We start from the raw sequence: 23049 nt of genomic DNA on the forward strand, positions 1-23049 counted from the left end.
GGTGCTCCGGGGTGTCTGGTGCTGGTGACCAGCCGTAAGCGTCTGACCGGGTTGGCGACGGCGCACGGGGCGCATCTGACGACCCTCGACGTGCTCTCATGGGAGGACGCCCGCCGGTTCTTGACCGCGCGGATCGGAGTGGAGCGCGCGGCCGGCGATCCCGGTGCGATCGAGCAGATAGTCGAGTTGTGTGGCCGGTTGCCGTTGGCGTTGTCGGTGGTCGCGTCGCGGGCCCTGACCCACCCCGATCACCGGCTGGCCGACATCGCCCAGGAACTGCGAGAGGCACAGGGCACCCTCGACGGCTTCGCCGAGCATGACATGAGCAACGACATCCGGGCTGTCTTCTCCTGGTCGTACCGGATGCTCGGCGGCCGTTCCGCGCGTCTGTTCCGTCTGCTGTCATTTCATCCGGGCCCGGACTTCACGCTGCCCGCGTTGGCCAGTCTGGCCGGTGTCCCGCTGGGCGAGGCCCGGACTCTGGTCGGTGAGCTGGTGAGCACGGGTCTGCTCGCCGAGCACACGCCCGGCCGGTTGGGGCTCCACGACCTCGTCCGGGCCTACGCCCAGGAGCTGGTAGAGGAACATGACGACGGCCCATCCCGGGAGGTCGCCCTCCGCCGGCTGGTGAACCACTACCGGCTGACCGCCTACGAGGCTGATCAGCTGGTCGGTTCCTCCGTCGTCCTGGAGCGTCCCGAGGCGATGGCAGACGTGGTCACCACGACCCTGGCCGATGTCCCCGAGGCCGTGGCGTGGTTCAACGCCGATCGGCAGGTGCTCAAGGCCCTGGTGCAGCGCTTGCTCGACGACGGCCGGGTCGACGAGGCCTGGCGCCTGTGCTTGACGATTCAGCGGTACAACCAGGGGGAGGGCTGGTGGCACGACTGGGCCGCGATGACGCGCCTGTGCTTGCGGGCGGCGACCGCCGCCGGCGACGACCTGGGCCGCGCTCACATGGCGCGGAGTCTGGCCGGCGCCGAGAGCATGCTGGGCAACGCCGACTCCGCCGCGCAGCTGCTGCGTCAGTCCCTCGACTTGTTCCAGCGGCTCGGGCTCGAACGGGAGCAGGCACTCGTTCACCGCAACCTCGGCCAGGTCAGCATCGAGCACGGTCGGCATCGCGAGGGCGTCGCCTCTCTCGAACGAGCCCTCCGTCTCTTCGAGGCGATGGAGGATCCGCGCCAACAGATCGCCGTCATTTACGTCCTTGTCGAGGTCCAAGCCGAATCCGCTCCGCCGGAGGTCCTTATGGAGCTGGCCCATCGCGCCATGGCGCTCGCGGAGAGGCTGGAGGACGGCAGGGTGGAGGTGGGCCTCGGTTATGAGGCGATGGCCATCGGCTTGCGAGCCGGGGGAGACCTGGAGACCGCACTGACGTTCTGGCAACGCGCGAGCAAGTTGTACGAGCAGAACGGGTGGCGGGTCAACTGGGTGGAGTCGTTGCGGAACCAGGGTGATGTCGCACTCGCTCTAGGCGACCGGGCCGCCGCCCGTGCGGCCTGGGAGCAGGCCCTGGAGCTGCTGGGCAACCTTCATGTACCGCAGGTGGCCGTCATAGAAGAACATTTGAGGAAGCTCGGGTCGCTTTCACCTATATGACCGTTCGGTAAGCGGTGAACTTACCGGTTTCGGCACCGTCGTGTCGGGTATGAGACAAAGGTTATTGCGCGGACGCTCCCTCCGGTGACCAGCGAGCTGGAGGCTGTCGAAGACGACCGTGCACCCTGGCTTACCTTGGTGGACGTCTTGTCGCGCAGTTTCGCCGCACCACGGATCCTGCCCGTCGATCAGGGCAAGGCGCACGCCATTCTGCTCCAGCTGAGGGTCACAGCCGGCTCACCGCTGGGGGCCATCGCGTTCAACAGCGGCGGGATATTGCTTTACGACGGCTGGCTGCGCATCCTCGGGGGATCGCCGTGTCTTGAGGAACGGCTGCCCAGCATCGGGCAAGTAAACGATTTCCCGGCACATGTCGACCGCATGTGGACACCGACCGAGGGCCTGATAGTCGCGCATGACGTACTTGGCGGCATCTTCTTCCTCAACGGCCTGCGCCCGGGCTCCGGCCGGCCAGGCGTGCCCGGCGAGATCATCTACTTCGATCCGTCGACGCTGAACTGGGCGAGGACGGGGATGTCGCACAGCGAGTGGCTCGCGTGGTGCGTATCGGGCGATCTCCCTCATTTCTATGAGGGCCGACTGTGGCCGAGCTGGCGCCGGGACGTGATGGTCCTTCGAGCCGATCAGGGCATCGCGGTCTCCCCGCCGCTCTGGAGCGACCGGACCGCGGCGGCCGGCGGCGAGTGCGCCCGGGCCGTGGTCCCCATGGACGAGATCCTGGCGGCTCAGTTCGACGCGGCCCGGCAGCGGGGACGGCGCGTCGACGGCGCCATGGGCAGGTATCCCGCAGTCGACGGCTGACCGCACGCCGTTCACGGACGACCGAGCTAAGGCCGGCTTTCCGGGCCGGTGGTGACACCGAGCGGCGTGAGACGGTTGGTGACACTCCGCCGGGCCAGCTCGAGATAGGCGGCGTCGCGGTAGAGGACGTACATGTTGTTGGCCATGTGCAGGTAGGCGTTCAGCTCGAAGGCCGCCTGGTCGGGCTCGGCGTCGCCGCTGAGCACGCCCGCCGCCTGCGCCTCGGCATATTGTGCCTCGAGAGTGTGCAGCCAGGCCGTGTGCAGTTTGGTGAGGCGATCGCGGACCACGCCGGGGCGGGTGTCGAACTCCGCGTTGGCCGCGACGAAGAAGCAGCCGCCGGGCAGGTTGTCCCGGACGTGGGCCAGGAAGTGCGAGCAGAGCGCCTGCAGACGCGTCAGCGGCTCGGGCCGAGCCAGGGCCGGGGTCACCACCTCGGCCATGAAGATCTCGGTGGCGGCGTCAATCGTGGCCAGCTGCAGCTCTTCCTTGGAGCCGAAGTGCGCGAAGAGCCCGCTCTTGCTGATGCCGGCCTGCTCGGCCAGGCGACCGATGGACAGCCCGTCCAGCCCCACCACGGTGGTGAGAGTGACCGCTTTCTCCAGGATGGCGTGGCGGCTGCGCGCGCCATCAGAACGGATCCGACGTTCCGGCCGGGAAAGGCTGCCCATCAGGAAAGGCTACGCTGCCCGGCCGCCGGAAAGCTGCCCCGCCTCAGGCGGGTACTCCGATCTCCCGCCCCACGAGCTCGCCGACGCCGGTGGTGCCGAGCTCCGCCCGGACGGCCGGCCGTACGACGGTTCCGTACAGCTCGATGGTCTCGAGCAGCTCCCATTTCATTGCTCTTTCCTCCATCTACCGGCGGGCCTGCGTGACGTTCTCGCGGACGGCGGGCGCGATCTCGGTGCCGAAGCGGGTGAGGGTGACGGGGTCGTCGCCGCCGATCATGAATGCGCTGATGCCGTAGTCGAGGGCGAGCGTGGTCAGCCGGTCGATCCACAGCTTGGGCGGCCCGTCGAGGAAACCCCGCCCCGTGGGCGTCAGGCTGACGTTCATGACGTTCAGCAGGCGCCGGACCGCTGCCGGCTCCCGCCCGGCCTCCTGGGCGGCGTCGTCGATCCGCTTGTTGGCGTCGGCGAGACCGGAGAGCCCGCCCTCGACGTACTCGATGGAGGGCAGCCACCCGTCGGAGACGGCGCCGGTCAGGCCCAGCATGCGAGGTTTGTAAGCGCCGACCCAGATCGGGATCCGGTGATGGGCGTACGGGGCACGGTGGGCACCCTCGGCGCGGTAGTACTCGCCGTCGTGGTGCAGCGGCCACGGCTGGGCCGGGTCCCAGGCGTCCCGGATGAGGCCGATCGCTTCCCGCAGGGCGGAGACGCTCTGCCCGGTGCTGAGCCGGCGGCCGCCCATTCGGGCGACGCCGTCCCAGAACGCTCCCGCTCCGATGCCCAGCCGGAACCGGCCGCCGGAGAGCTGGTCGACGGTCGCCGCCATGCGGGCCAGGCCCAGCGGAGGGCGTAGCGGAAGGCTGGTGACGCTGCCGCTGACCGCGATCGTCCGTGTCCGTGAGGCGACATGGGTCAGCAGGGTCGAGGTGTCGTGAAACGAGGTCTGGTACGGGTGGTCCTGGAAGGTGACCAGGTCCAGGCCCGCCCGCTCGGAGACGAGGGCCAGCTCGACGCCGCGCTGGGCGGGCTGGGCAAGAGGAGTGGCAAAGCTGCCGAACAGCAGATCGTGGCCGTAGTCGTTCATGCCGCCTCCTTGGTCGCGATCGCCTGATGCCGGTCGGCCGTGGCGCTGACCGGGAGAGCGGCGGGCGGGATGTTGAAGTTGTCCCGGAACAAGTTGGTCGGGTCGTACTCGGCCTTGAGGCGCCGCAGGCGCTCGAGAACCGGCCCCGGGAAGGCGTCGAGGAGGCGCTCCGCGCGCCGGTCGGTCTCGAAGCTGAGATAGAGGCCGTCGAAGTGAGGCCGCAACCGCTCCCACTCCGCCCTCAGCCGGTCGTCGCTGGAGCTCATCGCCGTCAGCTGGAACTGGGGGGACCGGTGGCTGAACGCCATGGCGCCCGGCGGCACCTCGGTGATCGCCCCGCCCATCGCCCGCAGCTCGAAGAAATAGACCAGATCGGTGCTCAGCAGCTCGGCCGCCTCGCGAGCGAAGCCGCGGGTGAGCTCGGGGACGAACGCCGACCGCGAGACCGGTTCGCCGTAGCCCTGCTGGCCGTCCGGCCCGATGTCGGCGGCGTTGTCCATCACTCCCGGGTAGTCGGTCATCCTCACCTGCTGGCGAGCGAGCTGACCGAGCTCGAGAAACGGGGTCAGCCGCGCCACGACGGTGTTCGGGTCGGGGTTGTCGACCACCCCGTACAGGGAGATCACCCACTGTCCCTGACGCTCGCGGCCGGTGACCAGGAACACTGTCGTGTCCCGGTGCGCCTGGCTCGCGAGCTGCCCGTACCGGTAGAGGGATTCCTCGATGTCGGAGGAGATCAGGGTGAGCTGGGCCCAGCCGACCTGACCGACCGCCGAGGTCTCGAACTCGAACGCGGTCGCGATGCCGAAGTTGGCGCCCGCTCCACGCACGGCCCAGAACAGGTCGGGATTGTCGGTGTCGGAGACGCGGACCGGGGTGCCGTCGGCCAGCACCAGTTCCACGGCCCGCAGGTGATCGATGGTGAGGCCGTGCTTGCGGGACAGCAATCCGATGCCGCCGGCGGTCGCCAGCCCGCCGACCCCGACGCCGCCGTAGTCGCCGGAGCCGAGCGCCCACCCGTGAGCGACGAGCGAATGCGCCACGCGTTTCCAGGTGCGTCCTGGCCCGATCCGGACCAGCCGGCGCGACGCGTCGAGAACCGTCAGGGAGTCCATCGACCCCACGCTGATCACGAGCCCGTCCCGGTTGGTGGAGCGGCCGCTGATGCCGTGCCCGGCGCTGCGTACCCCGAACGGGATGTCCCGATGGTCGCGGGCGAACGCGATCGCGTCGGCCACCTCGGTCACGGTGCGCGGGCGCAGCACCAGACCGGGGCGGCCGCCACGGAGGTAGGTCGAGGAGACGGCGTGGTGCCCGGGGTCGCCGGGCTCGACCGCGCGGCCGGCGAGGCTCGCGGGCACCGCGTCGTAGTCGATGCCCCGAACCCGTTGCGCCAGGGCCGAGGCGGATCGTCGCGGGCGTCCGGCCGGCGCGGCGGGCATCGGCGCCGCCGCCAGCGGCGCGAGCCGGGCCACGTCGGCGATCGAGCGGACCGGTACGACCGGGGTGCCGCTCCCGGAGGCGTCGCGGATCGTGTCGTCGTCGGCGCCGGCCCCCACCACCGTCCAGCGGTCACCCGGCGGTGGGGTCCGTTCGGGGAGAAGGGCCGCCAGCGTGGCCGCCGCCTTCGTCACCACCGCGGGCACGGCCGCGCCGGCGTCCATCGGGTCGAACGGCTCCGCGCTCAGCGGGACACCGACGCGGATGCGCTTGGTCACCCCGGCGATCCAGGTCGCCACGGTCCACGCATCCGCGTGACGGTCACCGGTCACCAGGGCGAGGCCGATCCCGTTGTCCTCAGCCGCCTGCGCGAGGGTGACCAGCTCGTCCGCTCCGGTGCTGTCCGCGTCCAGGAGCACACCGATCTCCACTTGACACCCCATTCGTTTGTCCGACAACTAGTATGTGTGACAAACGATAGCGCGTAGAGAGGTGCCTGGATTCCCGTGTAACGCGGGTCACGTGAGGGTGTGAGGAGGGGTCAGCGCTTCAAGGCGGGGTCGGCCAGGCTGTCCATCACGGCCACACAGGGGTCGAGAGCGGGATTCTCGTTGTGCAGGGAGACGGCGAGCCGGGCGGCGTTGTCGACGAACATGCGCCGCAGCGCCGTCGGGACGCCCTCGAAAACCCCGTCCTCGGCCGCCCGGACCCTCGCCTCCAGCTCGGTCAGCTTGGCCGCGCCCTGTGGCGTGATGGCGATCCGCCGGACGCGCCGGTCGGACGGATCGGCCCGGCGCTCCACCAGGCCCGCGCCCTCCAGCGCGTCGATGACGTACGGCATGACGGTTTTGTCGATCTGGAGGTGTTTGGCCAGCCCGCTCTGGGTGGGCGGGTCGTTGTGGCCGACGACGGAGAGGATCTGATAGCCGCGCGTGCCGTGCGGCACTCCCTCGACGGCCTGCTCGACCCGCTCGTGCCAGCCGCGCAGGATGACTCCCAGGTACCACCCCAGGTCGGAGCCGGGAATCCCCACCGTGGGGGAGTCCCCGTCCGCATCCGAGTCACGCACGCCCATGCGTCAAGCGTACGGTCTCGGTCCCGACGATGGACGAGGCGCGGCCGGACGCGAGGAAGCCCGGAGCGTTCCTGCTGATGACGTGGCCGAACGACGTGGTCATCGGGAGAAAGCCGGCCACCAGGAAGTGACGGCGTCCGCCGTGACCGGCGCCGGCAGATCGACCACGACGACGTTGTGTGGTTCGCACTCCTCGGCCAGATTGCGCACCAGCGCCTGCTTGACCACCCAGGCCGGCTCGATGGCGTCGGCGTCGTGTCCGGCTCGGTCGCTGACCACCAGGATCGCTCCCGAACCGTGCGCGATCATGTGGTTCGCGGCCAGCCGAGCGGGCAGGAAGTACGGCGGAACGAACGTCGGCCGCACCGAGCCCGGCACCGCGACCGGCACGCTGGAGATGCTCGTCGGCACGGCGACGAAGGAGCAGCACACGTCCACCTGACCGGCTGACCGGATCACCGACGCCAGATGACGGTCGACGGCCGCCGCGTCGTACGGATCGACCTGGACGGTCGTGACGGCGCCGGCCGCGGCCGGCGCCTCATGGGCCAGGCGCTCGACCGCTTCGCTGTCGCCACCCGTCAGGACCACCCGGGCCCCTCGGGCGGCGAAGGTGCGGATGATCGAAGTATCCGTGTCGTCCCCGCAGCCGTACATGACCACGACGCTCATCGGTGGCTCCTTCCCGTCCCGAACGAGTTCCAGTGCAGAGCCGCCCCATCCGCGGGACGCGCGGGTACGAGCCAGTCGCCTCGCGCCGGGTAGCCCAGCGGGATCACCGCCATGACGAGGGCGTTGTCCGGCAGGTTGAGCAGGCCCCGCATCCGGTTCTCGTGACGGACCGCCAGGACGGTGGCCGACGGTCCGAGGCCGTACCCCTGAGCCGCCACCGTCAAGCTGGTGATCGCGCTGTAGAAGCCGATCAGCGACCGGGATCCGGGCGGCCCGTCCGCGCCGAGCAGCACCGGCACGATCCACACCGGCGCCTCCTCGAGATGGGTCGCCAACTGGCCGGCGGCCGCGAGGTCGCGATGGTGCGCGACGCTTCCGTCCCCGCTCGCGGTGCTCCGCCGGTACCACCCGGCCATGGTCGTCCGCAGATGCCGGTCGGTCACCGCGACCCAGGCCCAGGGCCGTGCCGAGCCGGCCTGCGGGCTCTGTGCCGCGACGTCGATCAGACGCTGGACGACCTCCCCGGGGACGGTCTCGGACGACAGGAAGCGGCGGGCCGGCGTCGAATAGAGGCTCTCCATGGCCTCGTACTCGTCCCACGGCTCGCCCGGCAGTCTGATCGCGCTGGTCATCGTTCCTCCACTCGCCACCGCCGCCTCCAGGCGGTACCGATGACACAGACGCGTGCGGCAGGCGCTGGTTCACCGGCCTTCCGGCCGGGGCCACGACGGTGTTCGTTACGTACGGCGCCCGATGGAACTCGACACGACGCAAGTGAACTCCGTGCGGTGGCCCTCGTAGAACCGGGTGAGAGCGGGTGACGCCTCCGCGGCGGTCGAGCCCCTGGATCTGGCGTGAAACCACAGGTCACGAAGGCGAGACGCGGGCTACACCAACCTTGTGGGCGGCAGTCGCCCGGGACACCGATGGAGGGAAAGTCCGATGAGCAGCAACGGTCAAGAGATCAAGAACATCGTGTTGGTGCATGGGGCGTTCGCGGACGGTTCGGGCTGGCGGGTGGCTGAGCGGATCGGTGCCGAGGTCATCGCCACCGCCGCGCGCAACGCCGGCTGATCCCGGATCAAGCGCCACCTCCGGGAGTGTGACCGCATGTCCATCACACCTTTTCAGGTGACGCTGTGGATCGAGCTCCTCGCCGCCGGGCTGGGCGGCCTGCAGGGCGCCCTGTTCGCGGCCGGGGAGAAGCATCGCCGCATCGACGTGCTCGGTGTCATCGTGATCGGGCTGGCGGTCTCCCTGGGGGGCAGCCTGCTGCGCGACATCGTGCTCAATCAGCGGCCGGTGGTGATCTGGCAGAACTGGTACCTGCTGGTGGCCGGCGCGTCGGCCGTCCTCGGCATGGTGCTGCAACCGATGTTCGCGCGGATGGACTGGGTCATCACCGTGCTCGACGCGGTGGTGATGGGACTGTTCGGCGCCATCGGGGCCTCGAAGGCGCTGGCGCTGGGCGTCGGCCCGGCCGGGGCACTGGTGGTCGGCGTCATCGGGGCCATCGGCGGCGGCATGCTGCGTGACGTCATCCTGAACCTGCCGATCTCGTTCCTGCAGGTCGGAACGCTCTATGCCGTGGCCGCCGGTGCCGGTGCCGGCGCCCTGATCGTGCTGGCCCGATTCGGTACGCCGATTCCGATGGCGGCTCTGGTCTGCCTGGTGGTGACCACCGTGGTGCGGCTCGCCGCCGTCCGCTTCGGCTGGACCTTCCCCGAACAGCGGGCGATGCGCTCCAACCGGTGAGGGGGATGGCGGCGCGCGAGTTCAGGTGAACTTCCGGACATCGGACTCGTCGGCTGCATTGTGATCCCGCGATGGTTCCTGCGTGCCGGTACCGCCCTCGTCGTGCTGGTCGCGGTCGGCGCCGTTGACGTTTGGCGGTCCCGTCGCACTACCTGCGGATCTCTCGCAACCTGGACGGCGAGCCCCACGGCGCGCTGAGGTCTTCTTCGAGCTGTACGAGGGCCGAACCGCCCTCTCCGGAAAGGAACAACGAGATGCGACTCGAGCGGGCCACCCGGCGCGGCGCCGCCGCCCTGATGGCGACAATGCTGTTGGGGGCAGGCCTCGCGGCCTGCGGCTCGGACGGTGCCGGGGACGCGCTGGACGACTTCCTCGCCGCATGGCCGGCGCGCGACCTGTCGAAGGTGGACATCGTCGACGCGGCCGGAAAGCCGATGGCGGGGGCGGCGGTGGAAGCCGACCTCAAGAGGCTGGCCGGTGAGATGCCACTGAACACCCTGCGGGCCGTCCGGGCCGGCAACGTGAAGGAGACCGGCGACGATGGGCTGGGCGGAATCAAGGTCAGCTGGACCCTGGGCGGAAACGTGCCGTGGTCGTACGACAGCGCCGTCCGCCTGACCCGCAAGGGCGAGGGCGGCTGGAAGGTGATCTGGGAGCCGGCGGTGCTCCGCCCGGAGCTGGCCGCCGGGGACAAGTTGGCGCCGCGCCGGATCGCGGGCGACCGGGCCGACATCCTGGACGCGGCCGGGAAGCCGATCGTCACCGCCGGCCCGGTCGTCGTCGTGACGGCCCCGCCCCGCTTCACCGCGGTGACGGCGCTGGAAGCCATTCTGAAGCGGATCGGTGTGGACGTCGATCCGGCCGACCTGCAAATGGCCACCAGCCCGGTCGAGTTCGTCACGCTGCGCCGCTCCGACTTCACCAAGGTGGAGAAGGAACTGCGTAAGCTGCCCGGGCTCACCTTCGCCGACCAGCAGCGTGAGCTGGCTCCGACCCGCAAGTTCGCCCGGGCTCTGCTCGGCACGGTCGACCCGGCTACGGCCGACGATCTGGCGGAGAACCCCGGCACGCTGGCCCGGGACGACGACGCCGGGCACGGCGGGCTCCAGCAGAAGTACGACACCCGGCTGCGAGGCAAGCCCGCGGTCGCCGTGGTGATCGAGCGTGCCGGTCAGCGCGAGCCGATCGAGCTGCACCGCACCGAGCCGGTCGCCGGTGCTCCGGTGAAAATCACGATCGACGCGCGCGCGCAGAACGCGGCCGACCTCGCCACCGCGGCCGAGAAGCGGCCGAGCTCGCTGGTCGCCATCCGGATCAGCGACTCGTCGGTGCTCGCGGTCAGCAACGGCCCGGACGGCGGCGGTGACAACGTGGCGCTGACCGGGCAGGTGCCGCCGGGCTCGACGTTCAAGATGGTGTCGGCCCTGGGCCTGCTGCAGAAGAAGGCCGTGACCCCGGACACGCTTGTGGACTGCCCGAAGACCAAGCAGGCCGGCGGGCAGGTCTTCAAGAACGCGCACGAGATGGCCCTGGGCACGGTGCCCTTCCGCGTCGACTTCGCCCAGTCCTGCAACACCGCCTTCGTGAATCTCTCGCCCAAGCTGGGGGCGGACGGCCTGCGCTCGGCGGCCACCGCGCTCGGCCTCGGCGGCGAATGGGATCTGGGCCTCAAGGCGTCCAGCGGCAAGGTTTCCGCAGCCGGCGACCCGGCCGAACTCGCCCAGGCGGCCTTCGGGCAGGGGCAGACGTCGGTCAGCCCGATCGCCATGGCCGGTGCGACGGCCGCGGTGGCCCGCGGCCGGTTCGTCCAGCCCCGGCTCGTGCTCGACCCGGCGCCGGCCCGGCCGGCCGCCGATGGGGACGCCTTGCCCCGGGATGCGGCCGGCGCGTTGCGGCAGATGATGCGCGAGGTCGTGACCTCGGGCACCGGCAAGGCGCTGAAGAACGTCAAGGGCAAGCCCGTGTACGGCAAGACGGGCAGCGCCGAGTTCGACAACAGCTCACCCGAGACCCACGCGTGGTTCGTCGGCTGGCAGGGCGATGTGGCTTTCGCCGTGCTGGTGCAGCGGGGTGGCGCCGGCGCCGAGAGTGCCCTGCCGATCGTGCGCCGCTTCCTCGACACGCTGAACGGCTGACTCGGTGAGGCTTCCGGAAATCGGCGACCGCAAGCATCTGGACGCCGTCTTGGTGCGAACGGACTACTCGGACACGTCCGGCTGGCCGGCTCTGCGGGCCGCGCTGGGGATGGAGGGCGGGGGAGTATGGCCACTGCTCGTCGTCGAGGATCCGAGCTGGGCGGGGGCCACCGCCGACGACGTACGGAGGGCGGCTCGCGACGACGGGAACCTCGACGTCGTCTTCGTCGCCGACCGTACGGCGCTCGCCGACCCCGAGCACAAGGTGCTGGCCGTGGAGGTGGGCGGCGCAGCCGGGAAGCTGAGGGTCGTACCGGGCTGGGTCATGCTCGTGCACGGGACCCTGGCCCTGACCGACATGCGTTTCGGCGACTTCGTCGAAGCGGCCGACGGCGACTCCGCGGGGGCGTTCCGCGGGTTCCCCGATTGACGGTCTCAGCGGTCCCGGTCAGGCGAGCAGATCGCGGAAATGAGTGAGGGCCGCCAGTACGGGTTCCGGTGCGTCCAGCGTCTGCCGTGGATCAGCTCCCCGCCCGGCCGCGCTGTCCAGCACCTCGGCCACGGGTCCGGAGCCTTGCGGCCGCATTCCGACACCGGAGGCCACGAACACATCGTCGGCCCGGACACCGACCTCGTAAGGCGAGGCCGCGCTGTCCCACAGGTCAAGCGTCGCCGACAGCGGTTCGCCCCGCCGAGCCGCTGCGCTGCCGACGATGAGCAGGCCGTACATCGTCGTCAAGGGCAAGGTGCGGGCGGGTGAGCGCGGCGCCCGCCCGAGAGCGAGCGCCACGTCGCGCTCGTGGATCCAGGAGTCCCACAGCGTGTGCAGCGATCGCACGGACCACTGCAGCGGCCGGCCGGCCGGTCCCGGCTCGAGCGTGCTCTCCGGCTTCTCGGCGCGGATCCGGAAATGCCGGCGCTCCGCCCCGGCCAGCCGCCGCAGCGTCGCGATCGCCTCCCGGGGCGTACGACGGACCGAGTCTCGCAGCCACGCCCCCGGCGTGGTCGCCGGATCGAAGGCGCCGTAGCGCCGGAAGCGGGCGAGCTGAGCACTGCCCGTCAACCGGGCGACGTGGAACTCGGCACCGTTGATCACATGGCCGACGACGTCCGCGACAGACCACTCGGTGCACCGCGACTGCGCCTCCCACTCGTCCGGATCGAGATCGGCGAGCAGGCGGAGGAAATTCGTCCGCTGCCGGTGGAGCTCGTCCGCGATCAGCAGGGGAGCGCCCGGCACGCCCTTCTTCTCCGTGAGTACGAGCGTCGCCGACAAAGCTGCCTCCCGGTGGGCCGATATCCGTGCGCCGGTGACCGCCTTTCTGAGGCAGTCACCGGCGCTCACTGGCTCAGCCGGCTCGTGATCGGCTGAGACGTCCGGGACGCTGATGACGACCATCCCGACAACGAGGCAGACGTCCCGGGCCCTGGAGAAGTTCAGGTTCGGCCGGCCGGAAACAACCGCGTCAATCTGAATTCAAAAGGGCGTCGCGCAAATGGCGGACGCCGTAGTGCGCGCGCGATTTGACGGTTCCCACGGGCAGGCCGAGACGGGTGGCCGCCTCGTTCATGGAACGGCCTTTGACATACAGTTCCAGCAGGACGGACCGGTGGGCCGCGCCGAGCTGACCGACGGCGTCGCGCAGGGTGAGCGAGGCGATCGCCGTCTCCGCCGAGGCGCTGCTCGCGGGGGCCAGGTCGGCCTCGGTGAGGCCGGTCTCCTCGGGCCGCGTCCGCCGCTTGCGGTGGGCGTCGATGGCCAGGCGCCGGGCGACCGTGAACAGCCAGCGGCGCTGCGGTTCCGTGCCCTCGGGCATCTGGTCCAGATGGCGCCAGGCCCGGAGCATCGTCTCCTGCACCAGGTCCTCGGCCGCCTGGGGAGAGCCCGGCGGCGTCAGCCGCCGGAGGTAGCGGAGCAGCGCGTCGCCGTTCTGGTGGAGCTCCCGCATACGGGCGTCGGTCGCGGTCACTTGCGGCATCGCTTTCCCCCTCCGTCGTCCAACAGGTTGGGAAAGCGTAGGAAAGTGCTTGTTGATTCGTACTCAATTGCAAGTTAAATGCTTGCCTGGGCTTTCGGGGAACTGCGCGGAAAGAGCGTCGCGGAGCCCGGCCCGGGACGATATTCCGAGCTTCGGGAATATGCGGTAGAGGTGTGCCCCGACCGTACGGTGGGACAGGAAGAGCCGTTCGGCGATCTGCTTGTTGGTGAGGCCGCCGGCGGCCAGGCCGGCGATCTCGAGCTCCTGGCCGGTGAGACTGGCGGTCGCCGTCTCGGCCCCGGCCGGCCGATGGCCGGCGGCGCGCAGCTCGGCGTCGGCCCGGGCCAGCCACGGTTCGGCGCCCATGGCGGCGAACCCCGCCCGGGCGGCCAGCAGGTGGGTCCGGGCCGCCGTCGGGTTGCGGTCCCGGCGCAGCTTCTCGGCGTACGCGAGCCGCACCCGCGACGCCTCGAACAGCCAGCGCTCCGAGGCCGCGTCGTTCAGGGTCCGCTCGAGTCGCGCGCCGGCCACCTCGCCGCCGAGCACGAGCGCGTCCACTCCGTGTTGCAGCAACCTCATGCGAGGCGACAACGCGGACACGTCGGCCGCGCGCATGGCTTCGGCGTGCCGGCCGGCCTCGGCCGTTCGCCCGGTCCGCAGCGCCGCCTCGACCAGGTCGAACATCACCCAGGTGCAGTTGGGCACGTACGGGGCGAGGAGGCCGGGTGGGCTCGACGCGGCCGCGTGGCGGTAAGCGGCCTCGAAGTCGCCGTCCGCGATCGCGGCCAGCGCCCGGGGGTGGTGGGCGATGGCGGCCGCACCCGCGACCCCGCGGGGCTGCGCCCACTGGGTGATCTCGTCGGCCAGCTCGTACGCCTCGCCCGACCGGCCCCGCCCGGCCGCGACGATCGCCCGGATGTAGAGGAAGTACCACCGCAGGAAGGTGAGCCCACTGTCGGCGCAGACCCGCTGCGCCTCGGTGGCCAGCTCCTCGGCCTCGTCCCACCGGCCGATGAGGTAGTCGTCCAGCCCGAGATGCATCATCGCCGACAACTGCCGCCGCGGCGCCCCGCCCTCGCGGCCCTGGCGCACGAGCCGCCACGAGAATTCCCGGTTGTCGCCCAGCCGGTCGACATAGACCGAGGCGGTGCCGATCCGCATGACCCGGGTCAGATCCCGTTCACCGGGCAGAGTGGCGATCAGCTCGTCGAGGTCGGCCTGGGCCGCGGCCCCGGTGCGCACCGGATCGGGAAACGTCCGGCTCAGCACCGACAAGACGTCGGACGGCCCCGGCCGGAGCCGGGTCAGGAACCGGTGAAAGACGGCCCAGTGGCCGGGGCTTCCCGCGTACCAGGAAAGCAGGAGCAGCGTGTGCATGGCCTCGTCGAGCGCCGGGTCCGCGGCGTGCCAGCCGTGTTCGCCCGTCTCGATCGCGCCGGCGAGCAAGCGGTGGGCCGTGTGCACGTCGCCATCCCCGTTGATCATCAGGAGGGCGGCGGCGCCGGCGGCGTGCAGGGCGCCGGTCGCGTCGAAGCTCATCTCCCGCGACCGGGCCAGCAGGCCGGTCGCGTCGTCGGAGCCGCCGGCCTCCGCGCCGATGTACGCCGCCCGGGCCAGGCGCCGGGCCGACTGCTCGGTGGTGGCGCTCAGGTCCGCCGCCCGCATCAGCGCCGCGACGGCGGCCAGGGTGTCACCGCGTTGCATGACGCGCAACGCGGCCTGCTCGAGCTGGGCCGCAACCGTCTCGTCGGGGCCGGAGGTGGCCGCGGCGAGATGCCAGCTGCGGCGTTCCGGATCGCCGGGCAGCGCCTCGGCGACAGTCAGGTGGGCCCGCCGGCGCTCCTCGTGCGTGGACATCGCGACGATGGCCGACTGGATGAGGGGATGACGGAAGGCGATACGCCCGGAGCGGTCGTCCACCTGCACCAGATGGGTTCGTTCGGCCGGGGCGAGGTGGGTCAGGTCGGTCATGCCGCGAAGGATGCGGATGTCGCCACTGCCTTCGAACGTGGCCAGCAACAGCAGCAAGCGGGTGGGTGCGGGCAGGCCGGCGACCCGGTTGGCGAAAATGGTCTGGAGCCGGTCGCTGAGCGGCACCACATCCGAGGACTCCATGGGCTGCGCCGGACCGGTCAGGCCGGCCGGCAACTCGATCAGGGCCAGCGGATTGCCGCGGGCCAGGTCGAGCAGGCGCTGCCGGGCTCGGCCGGTCAGCGCGGGGAAACGGTCGTCGACGAGCCGGGCGGCGGCCTCGTCGCTCAGCGGGCCCACGGTGACCTCGGTGAGGCCGCGCCGGTCGAGGAAACTTTCGGTGCCGGTCCGGGACGCGGCGATGACGCCGACGGGCGATCCGGCCACCCGGCGGGCGATGAAACCGAGCACGACCGCGCTGGGCCGGTCGATCCACTGCACGTCGTCCACGATCAGCAGGACCGGGTCCTTACGGGCTGCGGCGGTCAGCAACGACAGGGCGGCGTTGCAGACCAGCAGGGTCGCGGGAGCCGGGCCCGGGCCGAAGCCGAGCGCGACGGTGAGCGCGTCGCGCAGCGCCGGCGGTAGTCGCTGCATCTGGTTGTAGAGGGGCAGAAGCAGTTGGTTGAGCAACGAGTAGCTGACGTCCGCCTCGAACTCGGAGCCGGAGGCTCGCAGTACCCGCAGGCCGTCGGCCTCGGCCAGGTGCACGGCGGCGGTCAGCAGTGCCGACTTCCCGACACCCGGCTCGCCCCGGACCATCCGGACGTCGCCGCCCTGGCGTACGGACTTCATGAACCGGCCGATACGCGCGAGCTCCACCTCACGCCCGAAAAGCACTTCGGGGGATGACGTCATACCCAGCACTACGTGGCCGTCCGGCCCCAGTTCACTATGGTGGAGCGATGATCACCGGGCCGTCGGGCGACATCGCGTTCGTCCGGTTCGCCGTGCTCGGCCCGGTGCGGGTGTGGCGGGGTGACCAGGAGCTCGACCCCGGCTCGCGTCAGCAGCGGCTGGTGCTGGCCCTGCTGCTGGCGCGCGCGGGCGAGCCGGTCGGTCTCGGGGAGTTCGTGGCGATGTTGTGGGGCGAGCGCCCGCCGCGCAGTGCCACCAACATCGTGCACCTCTACCTGGGCCGGCTCCGGCGGATGCTCGAGCCCGGCCTGCGCCCGCGCGCGCCGGGCCGGTGGCTGGCGGGCGACGCGTCCGGCTACCGGCTGATGGCCGGCGTGGAGCAACTCGACCTGCTGCGGTTCCGCGTCCTGGTGGAACGCGGGCGCTCGGCCGGGGACCCGGCCGAGGCGCTGGCCTCTTTCGCCGAAGCGCTGCACCTCTCGCGCGGCCCGTGCGCCGGCGCGCCGGAGCTGACCAGCCACCCGGTCGCCGATTTCGAGGCCGTGGACAACGAATACGCCGATCTGATGCGCGAAGCCACCGGCGTGGCTCTGCGTGCCGGAGCGGTCCGGACTGTGCTGCCTTTCCTGCGGCGCGTGGCCAGCCAGCGCCCGCTGGACGAGGCCTTGCAGGCGAAGTTGCTGCTGGCACTGGTCGCAGACGGGCAGCAGGCCGAGGCGACCGCGCTCTATCAAGGGCTCCGCGGCCGGCTCGCCGACGAGCTCGGTATGGATCCCGGCCGAGAGCTTCAGGAGGCGTACAGCGTTGCCCTGCAGCAGGGTACGCCCGTCGATCCGCCGGCGCCGGCCGACGGCTTCTTCGTCCGCCCGGCCCAGCTGCTGCCGGACCTGCCCCATTTCACGGGGCGAAGCGAGACTCTCCATCGGGTCCTGACGCTCATTCACGGGCGCGCCGCCACGACCCCCGTGGGCATCGTGGCCATCGAGGGTATTCCCGGTGTCGGCAAGACGAGCCTGGCCACCCACCTCGCCTACCGGGTGGCCGACGAGTTCCCGGACGGCCAGCTCTACGCCGACCTGCGGGGCCTGGATCCGCAGGCCGCGGAGGCGCCGGGCGATGTGCTCCAGGGCTTCCTGCACGCGCTGGGCGTGCGGGGCCAGGACATACCGGGTAGCGACAGTGCCCGGGCGACCCTCTACCGCGGGGTCCTGGCCGAGCGCCGGATGCTGATCGTGCTGGACAACGTCCGCGATCCCGATCAAGTGCGGCCGCTGCTGCCCGGTGGCCCCGGCAGCCTTGTCCTCGTCACGAGCCGGTACAGCCTGGCCGGTCTGGCCACGGCGCCCGAGGGACTCGTGCTCACGCTCGATGTCCTGCCGAACGACGAGGCCCGTCAGCTTCTGGTCTCGCGCGTCGGGGCGGCCCCGGCCGAGACCGACCGGCCGGCGCTGGACGAGATCGTCGAGCGGGCCGGGGGACTGCCGCTGGCGCTGGCCGTGGTGGCCGCCCGGGCCCAGACCCGTCCGGGATACCGGCTGGCCGACGTCGCCCGGGAACTCCGCGATGCCCGCGGCAGCCTCGACGGGTTCGGCTCCGACGACCCGGACAGCGACCTGCGCGCCATCTTCTCGTGGTCCTACCGTGGCCTCAGCCCCGCCGCCGCGCGCCTGTTCCGCCTGCTGGCCGCGCATCCGGGCCCGGACGTCACGCTCGCGGCCGCGGCGAGCCTGGCCGGGCTGCCCGCGACCGGCGCCCGCGAGGTGTTCGGTGAGCTGGTGCACAGCCGACTGGTCACCGAGCGCCGGCCCGGCCGCTACGGCGCCCACGATCTGATCGCCGCCTACGCTCGCGAGCTGATGCTCGACGTCGAGTCCGGCGCGGATCGCGACGCGGCCGCCGACCGGGTGCTGGCGTACTACCGGCGCACCGCGTACGCGGCCAACCTCTTCATCAACGCCGAGATCGACGCGGATCCGCCGGCCCAGCACGACGGCGTCGCCGACGAGAGGCCGGCCGACGCCCGAGCGGCCGCCGCCTGGTTCGCGGCCGAGCGTGAGGTGCTCAAGGCTGTCATGCGGCAGGCCAACGACCGGGGACGGGTGTACGAGGCCTGGCAGCTGGAGCTCATGGTGCAGGGCTTCTACCAGCGTGAGGGCTGGTGGCACGAGTGGGCGACGGTGGTCTCCGAATGCCTCGCCGCGGCCGAGCGCGCCGGCGACCGGGCCGGCGTGGCCGAGATGCTGCGCAGCCTGGCCGGCGCCCGCTTCTACGTCGGCGACAGTGAATCCGCCCTGTCCCTGCTCGACCGGGCGCTGGAGGTGTTCACCGAGCTGGGCAACGTCTCCCGGGAGGCGCTGACGCTGCGCAACCTGGGCGAGGTGAGCTTCGCGGTCGGTGACTACGACCGCTCCGTGGCATGCCATCACCGTGCCCTGGCCATGGCGGAGTCGCTCGGGGACCGGACGGCCCAGGCCGATGTGCTGTGCCGGCTCGCCGACGCGCAGTACGAGATCGGCCGCCACGCGCTGGGCTTCGAGATCCTCGGCCGTGCGCTGGCAATGAGCGAGCAGTTGGGCGACGACGTCCGCCGCAGCGAGTGCCATCTGCGCCGGGCCGGCCTTTACCTGCGTGAGCACCGGTTCGCCGAGTCACGGGCCGACTGGGCGGCAGCGCAGGAGCTGGCCACCGCCGTCGGCCACCGCGTCCACCTGGTCCGGGCGAAGGTGGGGCTGGGCGACACCGCTTTCGAGGCGGGCGACCGGCCCGTCGCCGAGGCAGCCTGGCGAGAGGCGGCCGCCCTCGGCACCGGCTCCGATCCCGCCCAGGAGGCCGCCATCCGGCGCCGTCTGGCCCGGCTGGACCACGGCGCCGGGGGAGCGACGGCGTAGCCGGTCCGCTCGCTAGCCGGCACGGACAGTCAGGTAGCCGATGCCGCTTCGGGTGGCCGAGCTCATCGAGTATTTCTCACCCGCCTCGGCCGCGATCGCCTGGAGCATCGCGTCGATGGTGACGTTGGACGCCGCGTAGTCGACGGTCAACGTCGTCAGGCCGATGAGCAGGCAGCGGTTGACCAGGTCGCGGAGCACCCGGCGGTCGAGCCCGGTGCCCTGCCAGATTTCGGCGACATTGACCCGTAGCGTCGGCGAGCCGGGGTCGGCCGGGTCCCAGGAGCACTCGGCCAGCGCCACCATCCGCTCGCCGTCCAGGGCGACCTGTCCCGTCCATCGCCGTACGGGCTCGGCGATCTGGTGCAGCACCGACGCGTGCAGCGAACGCAGACGGCGGTGGCCGGTGATGAAGCGCCGCGGATACGACTGCCGCTCGAACATCGACTCGGACGCCCGCAGGAGTTCCAGGTCGCCGGCACGCCAGGTCCGGATCTCAAGATTGTCCGTCATGCCCCCACAGACGTACGAGACCCGCCTCAGCACAATCGCCAGGGGGAGACCTCCGTCACTGAGACGCCGGTCGAGGACACCGGGGACGGCTCGATCGCGACGTACGACTTCGTGCTCGAGCCGCGGCCGGCCGCGTGACCCCGGCGGTGGCGGCTCATCGGCGAGCCGCCACCCCGGATGACCTACTTGTGCAGGCGCAGGGTCGCGGCCGCGGTGCTGCTGCCGGTCGTCGTCCAGTCGGGGTGGCCCGGCATCGGCGGCGTCACCGTGCCGTACAACCAGGACGTCAGGAACGGCTTGAGGTCGCGGCCGGTCGATCGTGACGCCAGCGCGATGAAGTCGGCGGTGGAGGCCGACTTCCCGCGGTACGCGGTGACCCAGTCACGCTGCAGGCGCTCGAAGGCGGCGGCACCGACCTTCTGTCGCAGGGCGTAGAGGGTCAGCGCGCCACCGAGATAGACGTTGATGTTGAACAGGTCGGACAGCTCCTGGGCCGACTTCGGCCGGGCCACCGGCCCGTTCTCGGCCCGCCAGCTGTCACTCAGCGCGTAGAGCTGGCGGAACAACTCCTCACGCGTCGGGAAGCCGGTGTGCTCCTCCAGGGAGCCGATGCGCTCGGCCCAGAGCAGCTCGTACCACGTCGCGTGTCCCTCGCTCAGCCACAGATCGCTCCAGGTGGCCTTGGCGACGCTGTTGCCGAACCATTGGTGCGCGAGCTCGTGGGCCATGGTGGGCTCGAGACTGGCCGGCGGCGCCGCGGTGGTCGAGGCGTCGTAGAGGGACAGGGTCTGGGTCTCCAGCGCGGTGTCGCCCGCCACGTCGACCATCAGGGATCCGTACGCGTCGAACGGATACGGGCCGACCTTCTGCTCCATCCAGCGGATCTGCTCGCGTTCGGCGTCGAACTTGGGCAGCTGCTGATCGGCCAGGCGGCGCGGCACCACGTCCCGGACGCGCACCGGGCCGACCGGCGCCCGGTCACGCACGACGAAATCGCCGACCGCGACCTGAAGCAGCTCGGTGGCCATCGGCTGCTCCTGCCGGAACGTCGTGACCGTGCGACCGCCGCCGCTGCGGCTGAACGTCCGGACGCCGCTGGCGACACCGGTCCAGCCGGACGGAACGTCGGTGGTGACCGTGAAGCGGGCCTTGTCGCTGGGGTGGTCGTTGCTCGGGAACACCTGGTGCGCGGCGGCCGGCTGGGAGATCAGAGCGGTGCCGTCCGGCGTGATCGTGAATCCGTACAGCGCCTCGGGATCCGCCGCTTCGGGTGTGGCCTTGAAGCCCTTGACCGTGACGGTGAAGGCGCGGCCCGCCTTGAGAGCGGTTCGCGGCATGATGACCAGTTCCTCCCCGGTGCGGGAGAAGCGGGCCGGCTTCCCGTTCACCTCGACCCGCGCCGGGCCCTGGCCGGCGAAGTCGAGATTGAAGCGGGAGAGATTCTGGGTGGCGACGGCGGTGATGCTGACGTCACCGGTGACGGTCTGCGCCGGGTTCTTCGCCGGGTAGCTCAGCTTCAGGTCGTAGTCCCGGACGTCGTACCCGCCGTTGCCCAGGGTGGGGAAGAGGCGATCGCCGAGACCGGCCGAGCCCGGAGTGGGGGCGCCCGGCCAGGCGAACGAGGCAGCCGGCGCGGCGGTGACGCCGACGGTCAGGACGAGCCCGGCCGTCAGCAGGCGGCGCAGGGCGGGAATATCTCTCATGACTGTCCAAACGGGTCGGACCGGGCCACGTTCATCCCGGTCCGGTGTACCCGGAGCGAACTTCCGGGCTTCGACCGCGTACTAGCCGGTGTGACCGCCGGTCCGGCGGTGAGACAAGGGAGGGACCACATGTACGACATCCCGGCCGCCGGCGACATGCGAAAGACCGCCGGACGACTCCAGCCGGACCTGGTGCGGCTGCGCCGGGACCTGCACGCCCACCCCGAGCGCGGCCTTCACCTGCCCCGCACCCAGACAGCCGTGCTGGAGGCGCTCGAGGGCCTGGACCTGGAGATCTCCCGGGGTGAGGCGCTGACGTCGGTCACGGCGGTCCTGCGCGGCGGCCGGCCGGGCCCGGCCGTCCTGCTGCGCGCCGACATGGACGCGCTCGCCCTGACCGAGTCCACTGGCCTGGACTACGCGAGCCGTACGCCCGGCGTCATGCACGCCTGCGGCCACGACCTGCACACCGCCGCGCTCGTCGGCGCCGCCCACACGCTGGCCGAGCACCGCGACATGCTGGCCGGCGACGTGGTCTTCATGTTCCAGCCGGGCGAGGAGGGCTGGGACGGGGCGGGCCACATGGTTGCCGAAGGGGTGCTGGACGCCGCCGGTCAACGGGTACGGGCGGCGTACGGATTGCACGTGCGCTCGTACGAGACCCCCCGAGGGGTGTTCCGCAGCAAGCCCGGCACCATCATGGGCGCCACCGACTCGCTGCGCGTGACGGTGAAAGGCAAGGGCGGGCACGCCTCGCGGCCGCACGCGGCCAACGATCCGATGCCGGTCGCGGCGCAGATGATCACGGGGATCCAGACACTGATCACCCGCCGGTTCGACCCGTTCGACCCGGTCGTGGTCACCGTCACGTCGGTCGAGGGCGGCGCCTTCTCGAACATCATCGCGGAGCGGGTCGAGCTCAGCGGCACCGTCCGTACCTTCTCGGAGCAGAACCGCGGGCGGATCCGGACCGAGATCGCCCGACTGTGCGAGGGCCTCGCCGCGTCGTTCGGGATGACTGCCGAAGTCAGTTTCGACGACGGATATCCGGTGACCGTCAACGACGCGACGGAGTACGAGTTCGCCGCGGGCGTGGTGCGCGACGTCCTCGGCGCCGACCGGTTCGACCCGCTGGAGGCGCCGGTCGCCGCCGCGGAGGACTTCTCGCGCGTCCTGAACGAGGTTCCGGGCTGCTTCCTGTTCCTGGGGGCGGCGGCCGCTGACGACCCGGCGACTGCCCCGAGCAACCACAGCCCGCAGGCCGTCTTCGACGACTCGGTGCTCGCCGACGCCTCGTTCGTCCTGGCCGAGCTCGCCCGGCGTGCGCTGACGCGCCTCGCCGCGCCGGTGAACCCGGGGGCGGAGGCCACGTCGGTCATGGCATGAGTGCCTTCCCGCCCGCCGTCAACGAGGCGATCGAGCGTTATGCCAGTGTCGTGGTCCGTACCGACTACTCCGACGACGAGGGATGGCTCGCCGTCCTCGGTGAGCTGGCCAAGGCGCCGGAGGACTGGGACGGCGAGGACCCGGAGAACTTCATCGTCGACGACCCTTCCTGGTCCGGCGCCGGCCCGGACGAGATACGCGACGTGGTCCGCGGTGACGAATATCTGTCGCAGTACCTCGGCGTGGTGGTGATAGCCGACACCGAGGCCGTGACCGGCGACGAGCACCTGCTTTTGGTCGTCGCCACGACCGGGCCGGGCGGCGAGACCTTCGGGTACGGCCGGGAGTTCCGGTCCGCCCCGCGGGAGGCTTACCAGGTGAGCGTCAACGTCGGGCTCGGGAACATGAGCTTCGCCGAGTTCGCCGAGACCGCAGCCGGCTCGCCCGACGGCGTCTTCCGGGGTTTTCCCGATTGACATCGCTGGTGAGCTGATGATC

Annotated in this window: 21 protein-coding genes; 9 read left to right on the plus strand and 12 right to left on the minus strand. The window is 71.2% G+C overall.

Going from position 1 to position 23049, the window contains the following annotated elements; all coding sequences use genetic code 11:
- Positions 1–1602: hypothetical protein (locus ACGFJ7_RS46245; RefSeq protein WP_392648847.1), on the plus strand; the 1602-nt coding region annotated here is incomplete at its 5' end.
- 84 nt (positions 1603–1686) lie between these two features.
- Positions 1687–2424 (plus strand): DUF2625 family protein, encoded by a 738-nt coding sequence (locus tag ACGFJ7_RS46250; RefSeq protein WP_360261413.1) that lies wholly within the window; start codon positions 1687–1689, stop codon positions 2422–2424.
- A gap of 26 nt (positions 2425–2450) precedes the next feature.
- Here ACGFJ7_RS46250 and ACGFJ7_RS46255 read toward each other — a convergent pair whose 3' ends face one another.
- The 7 genes from ACGFJ7_RS46255 to ACGFJ7_RS46285 form a co-directional block, all read right to left on the minus strand.
- Positions 2451–3095, minus strand: a complete 645-nt coding sequence (locus tag ACGFJ7_RS46255) for a TetR/AcrR family transcriptional regulator (protein WP_360261416.1) — start codon at positions 3093–3095, stop codon at positions 2451–2453.
- Positions 3096–3138: 43 nt separating this feature from the next.
- Positions 3139–3264 (minus strand): hypothetical protein, encoded by a 126-nt coding sequence (locus ACGFJ7_RS46260; RefSeq protein WP_360261419.1) that lies wholly within the window; start codon positions 3262–3264, stop codon positions 3139–3141.
- A 15-nt stretch (positions 3265–3279) separates the two neighbouring features.
- Positions 3280–4179 (minus strand): LLM class flavin-dependent oxidoreductase, encoded by a 900-nt coding sequence (locus ACGFJ7_RS46265; protein ID WP_360261422.1) that lies wholly within the window; start codon positions 4177–4179, stop codon positions 3280–3282.
- On the minus strand, positions 4176–6050 hold the full coding sequence (locus ACGFJ7_RS46270; protein ID WP_360261425.1) for an LLM class flavin-dependent oxidoreductase: 1875 nt from the start codon (positions 6048–6050) through the stop codon (positions 4176–4178). The genes ACGFJ7_RS46265 and ACGFJ7_RS46270 overlap by 4 nt, the downstream gene beginning before the upstream one ends.
- A 110-nt stretch (positions 6051–6160) precedes the next feature.
- A complete protein-coding gene (locus ACGFJ7_RS46275; protein ID WP_392648854.1) occupies positions 6161–6694 on the minus strand; it encodes a MarR family winged helix-turn-helix transcriptional regulator in 534 nt (177 codons plus the stop codon).
- Positions 6695–6793: 99 nt separating this feature from the next.
- A complete protein-coding gene (locus ACGFJ7_RS46280; RefSeq protein ID WP_360261431.1) occupies positions 6794–7366 on the minus strand; it encodes an SDR family NAD(P)-dependent oxidoreductase in 573 nt (190 codons plus the stop codon).
- Complete coding sequence (locus ACGFJ7_RS46285; RefSeq protein ID WP_360261434.1) at positions 7363–7998, minus strand: nitroreductase family protein; 636 nt, start codon at positions 7996–7998, stop codon at positions 7363–7365. The genes ACGFJ7_RS46280 and ACGFJ7_RS46285 overlap by 4 nt, the downstream gene beginning before the upstream one ends.
- A 310-nt stretch (positions 7999–8308) precedes the next feature.
- Between ACGFJ7_RS46285 and ACGFJ7_RS46290 the strand changes: the two genes are divergently transcribed.
- The 4 genes from ACGFJ7_RS46290 (at position 8309) to ACGFJ7_RS46305 (ending at position 11686) form a co-directional block, all read left to right on the plus strand.
- The gene (locus ACGFJ7_RS46290) at positions 8309–8440 is read left to right on the plus strand and encodes a hypothetical protein (RefSeq protein WP_392648858.1); all 132 of its coding nucleotides are present in this window, start codon (positions 8309–8311) and stop codon (positions 8438–8440) included.
- Positions 8441–8476: 36 nt separating this feature from the next.
- Positions 8477–9121, plus strand: a complete 645-nt coding sequence (locus tag ACGFJ7_RS46295) for a TRIC cation channel family protein (protein WP_360261440.1) — start codon at positions 8477–8479, stop codon at positions 9119–9121.
- A 254-nt stretch (positions 9122–9375) separates the two neighbouring features.
- The gene (locus ACGFJ7_RS46300; protein ID WP_392648861.1) at positions 9376–11256 is read left to right on the plus strand and encodes a penicillin-binding transpeptidase domain-containing protein; all 1881 of its coding nucleotides are present in this window, start codon (positions 9376–9378) and stop codon (positions 11254–11256) included.
- Between the two features lie 4 nt (positions 11257–11260).
- Positions 11261–11686: a DUF6924 domain-containing protein gene (locus ACGFJ7_RS46305; protein WP_392648864.1), complete on the plus strand. Its 426-nt coding sequence runs from the start codon at positions 11261–11263 to the stop codon at positions 11684–11686.
- A gap of 18 nt (positions 11687–11704) precedes the next feature.
- Here the strand turns inward: ACGFJ7_RS46305 and ACGFJ7_RS46310 are convergent, their stop codons facing one another.
- The 3 genes from ACGFJ7_RS46310 to ACGFJ7_RS46320 all read right to left on the minus strand — a co-directional run bounded on the left by ACGFJ7_RS46310 (position 11705) and on the right by ACGFJ7_RS46320 (position 16064).
- Positions 11705–12532, minus strand: coding sequence for a maleylpyruvate isomerase family mycothiol-dependent enzyme (locus ACGFJ7_RS46310; RefSeq protein WP_360261448.1), 828 nt, complete (start codon positions 12530–12532; stop codon positions 11705–11707).
- A 190-nt stretch (positions 12533–12722) separates the two neighbouring features.
- Entirely contained in the window at positions 12723–13235 is a 513-nt protein-coding gene (locus ACGFJ7_RS46315) for a sigma-70 family RNA polymerase sigma factor (protein WP_360261451.1), read from the minus strand.
- Between the two features lie 63 nt (positions 13236–13298).
- A complete protein-coding gene (locus tag ACGFJ7_RS46320) occupies positions 13299–16064 on the minus strand; it encodes an ATP-binding protein (protein ID WP_392648868.1) in 2766 nt (921 codons plus the stop codon).
- 47 nt (positions 16065–16111) lie between these two features.
- On the opposite strand from ACGFJ7_RS46320, the gene ACGFJ7_RS46325 reads away from it, so the two are divergent.
- A complete protein-coding gene (locus ACGFJ7_RS46325) occupies positions 16112–18952 on the plus strand; it encodes a BTAD domain-containing putative transcriptional regulator (protein ID WP_392648871.1) in 2841 nt (946 codons plus the stop codon).
- Between the two features lie 12 nt (positions 18953–18964).
- Here ACGFJ7_RS46325 and ACGFJ7_RS46330 read toward each other — a convergent pair whose 3' ends face one another.
- Complete coding sequence (locus ACGFJ7_RS46330; protein ID WP_360261459.1) at positions 18965–19462, minus strand: hypothetical protein; 498 nt, start codon at positions 19460–19462, stop codon at positions 18965–18967.
- Positions 19463–19644: 182 nt separating this feature from the next.
- Positions 19645–21165, minus strand: a complete 1521-nt coding sequence (locus tag ACGFJ7_RS46335; protein WP_360261462.1) for a M1 family metallopeptidase — start codon at positions 21163–21165, stop codon at positions 19645–19647.
- Positions 21166–21294: 129 nt separating this feature from the next.
- On the opposite strand from ACGFJ7_RS46335, the gene ACGFJ7_RS46340 reads away from it, so the two are divergent.
- Together ACGFJ7_RS46340 and ACGFJ7_RS46345 are read left to right on the plus strand one after the other, a co-directional pair.
- Positions 21295–22551, plus strand: a complete 1257-nt coding sequence (locus tag ACGFJ7_RS46340) for a M20 family metallopeptidase (protein ID WP_392648874.1) — start codon at positions 21295–21297, stop codon at positions 22549–22551.
- The gene (locus ACGFJ7_RS46345) at positions 22548–23027 is read left to right on the plus strand and encodes a DUF6924 domain-containing protein (protein WP_392648876.1); all 480 of its coding nucleotides are present in this window, start codon (positions 22548–22550) and stop codon (positions 23025–23027) included. Before ACGFJ7_RS46340 ends, ACGFJ7_RS46345 begins: the two co-directional genes overlap by 4 nt.
- Positions 23028–23049: the final 22 nt, after the last annotated feature.

It is taken from the genome of Actinoplanes sp. NPDC048988, assembly GCF_043197815.1.
Lineage (GTDB): Bacteria > Actinomycetota > Actinomycetes > Mycobacteriales > Micromonosporaceae > Actinoplanes.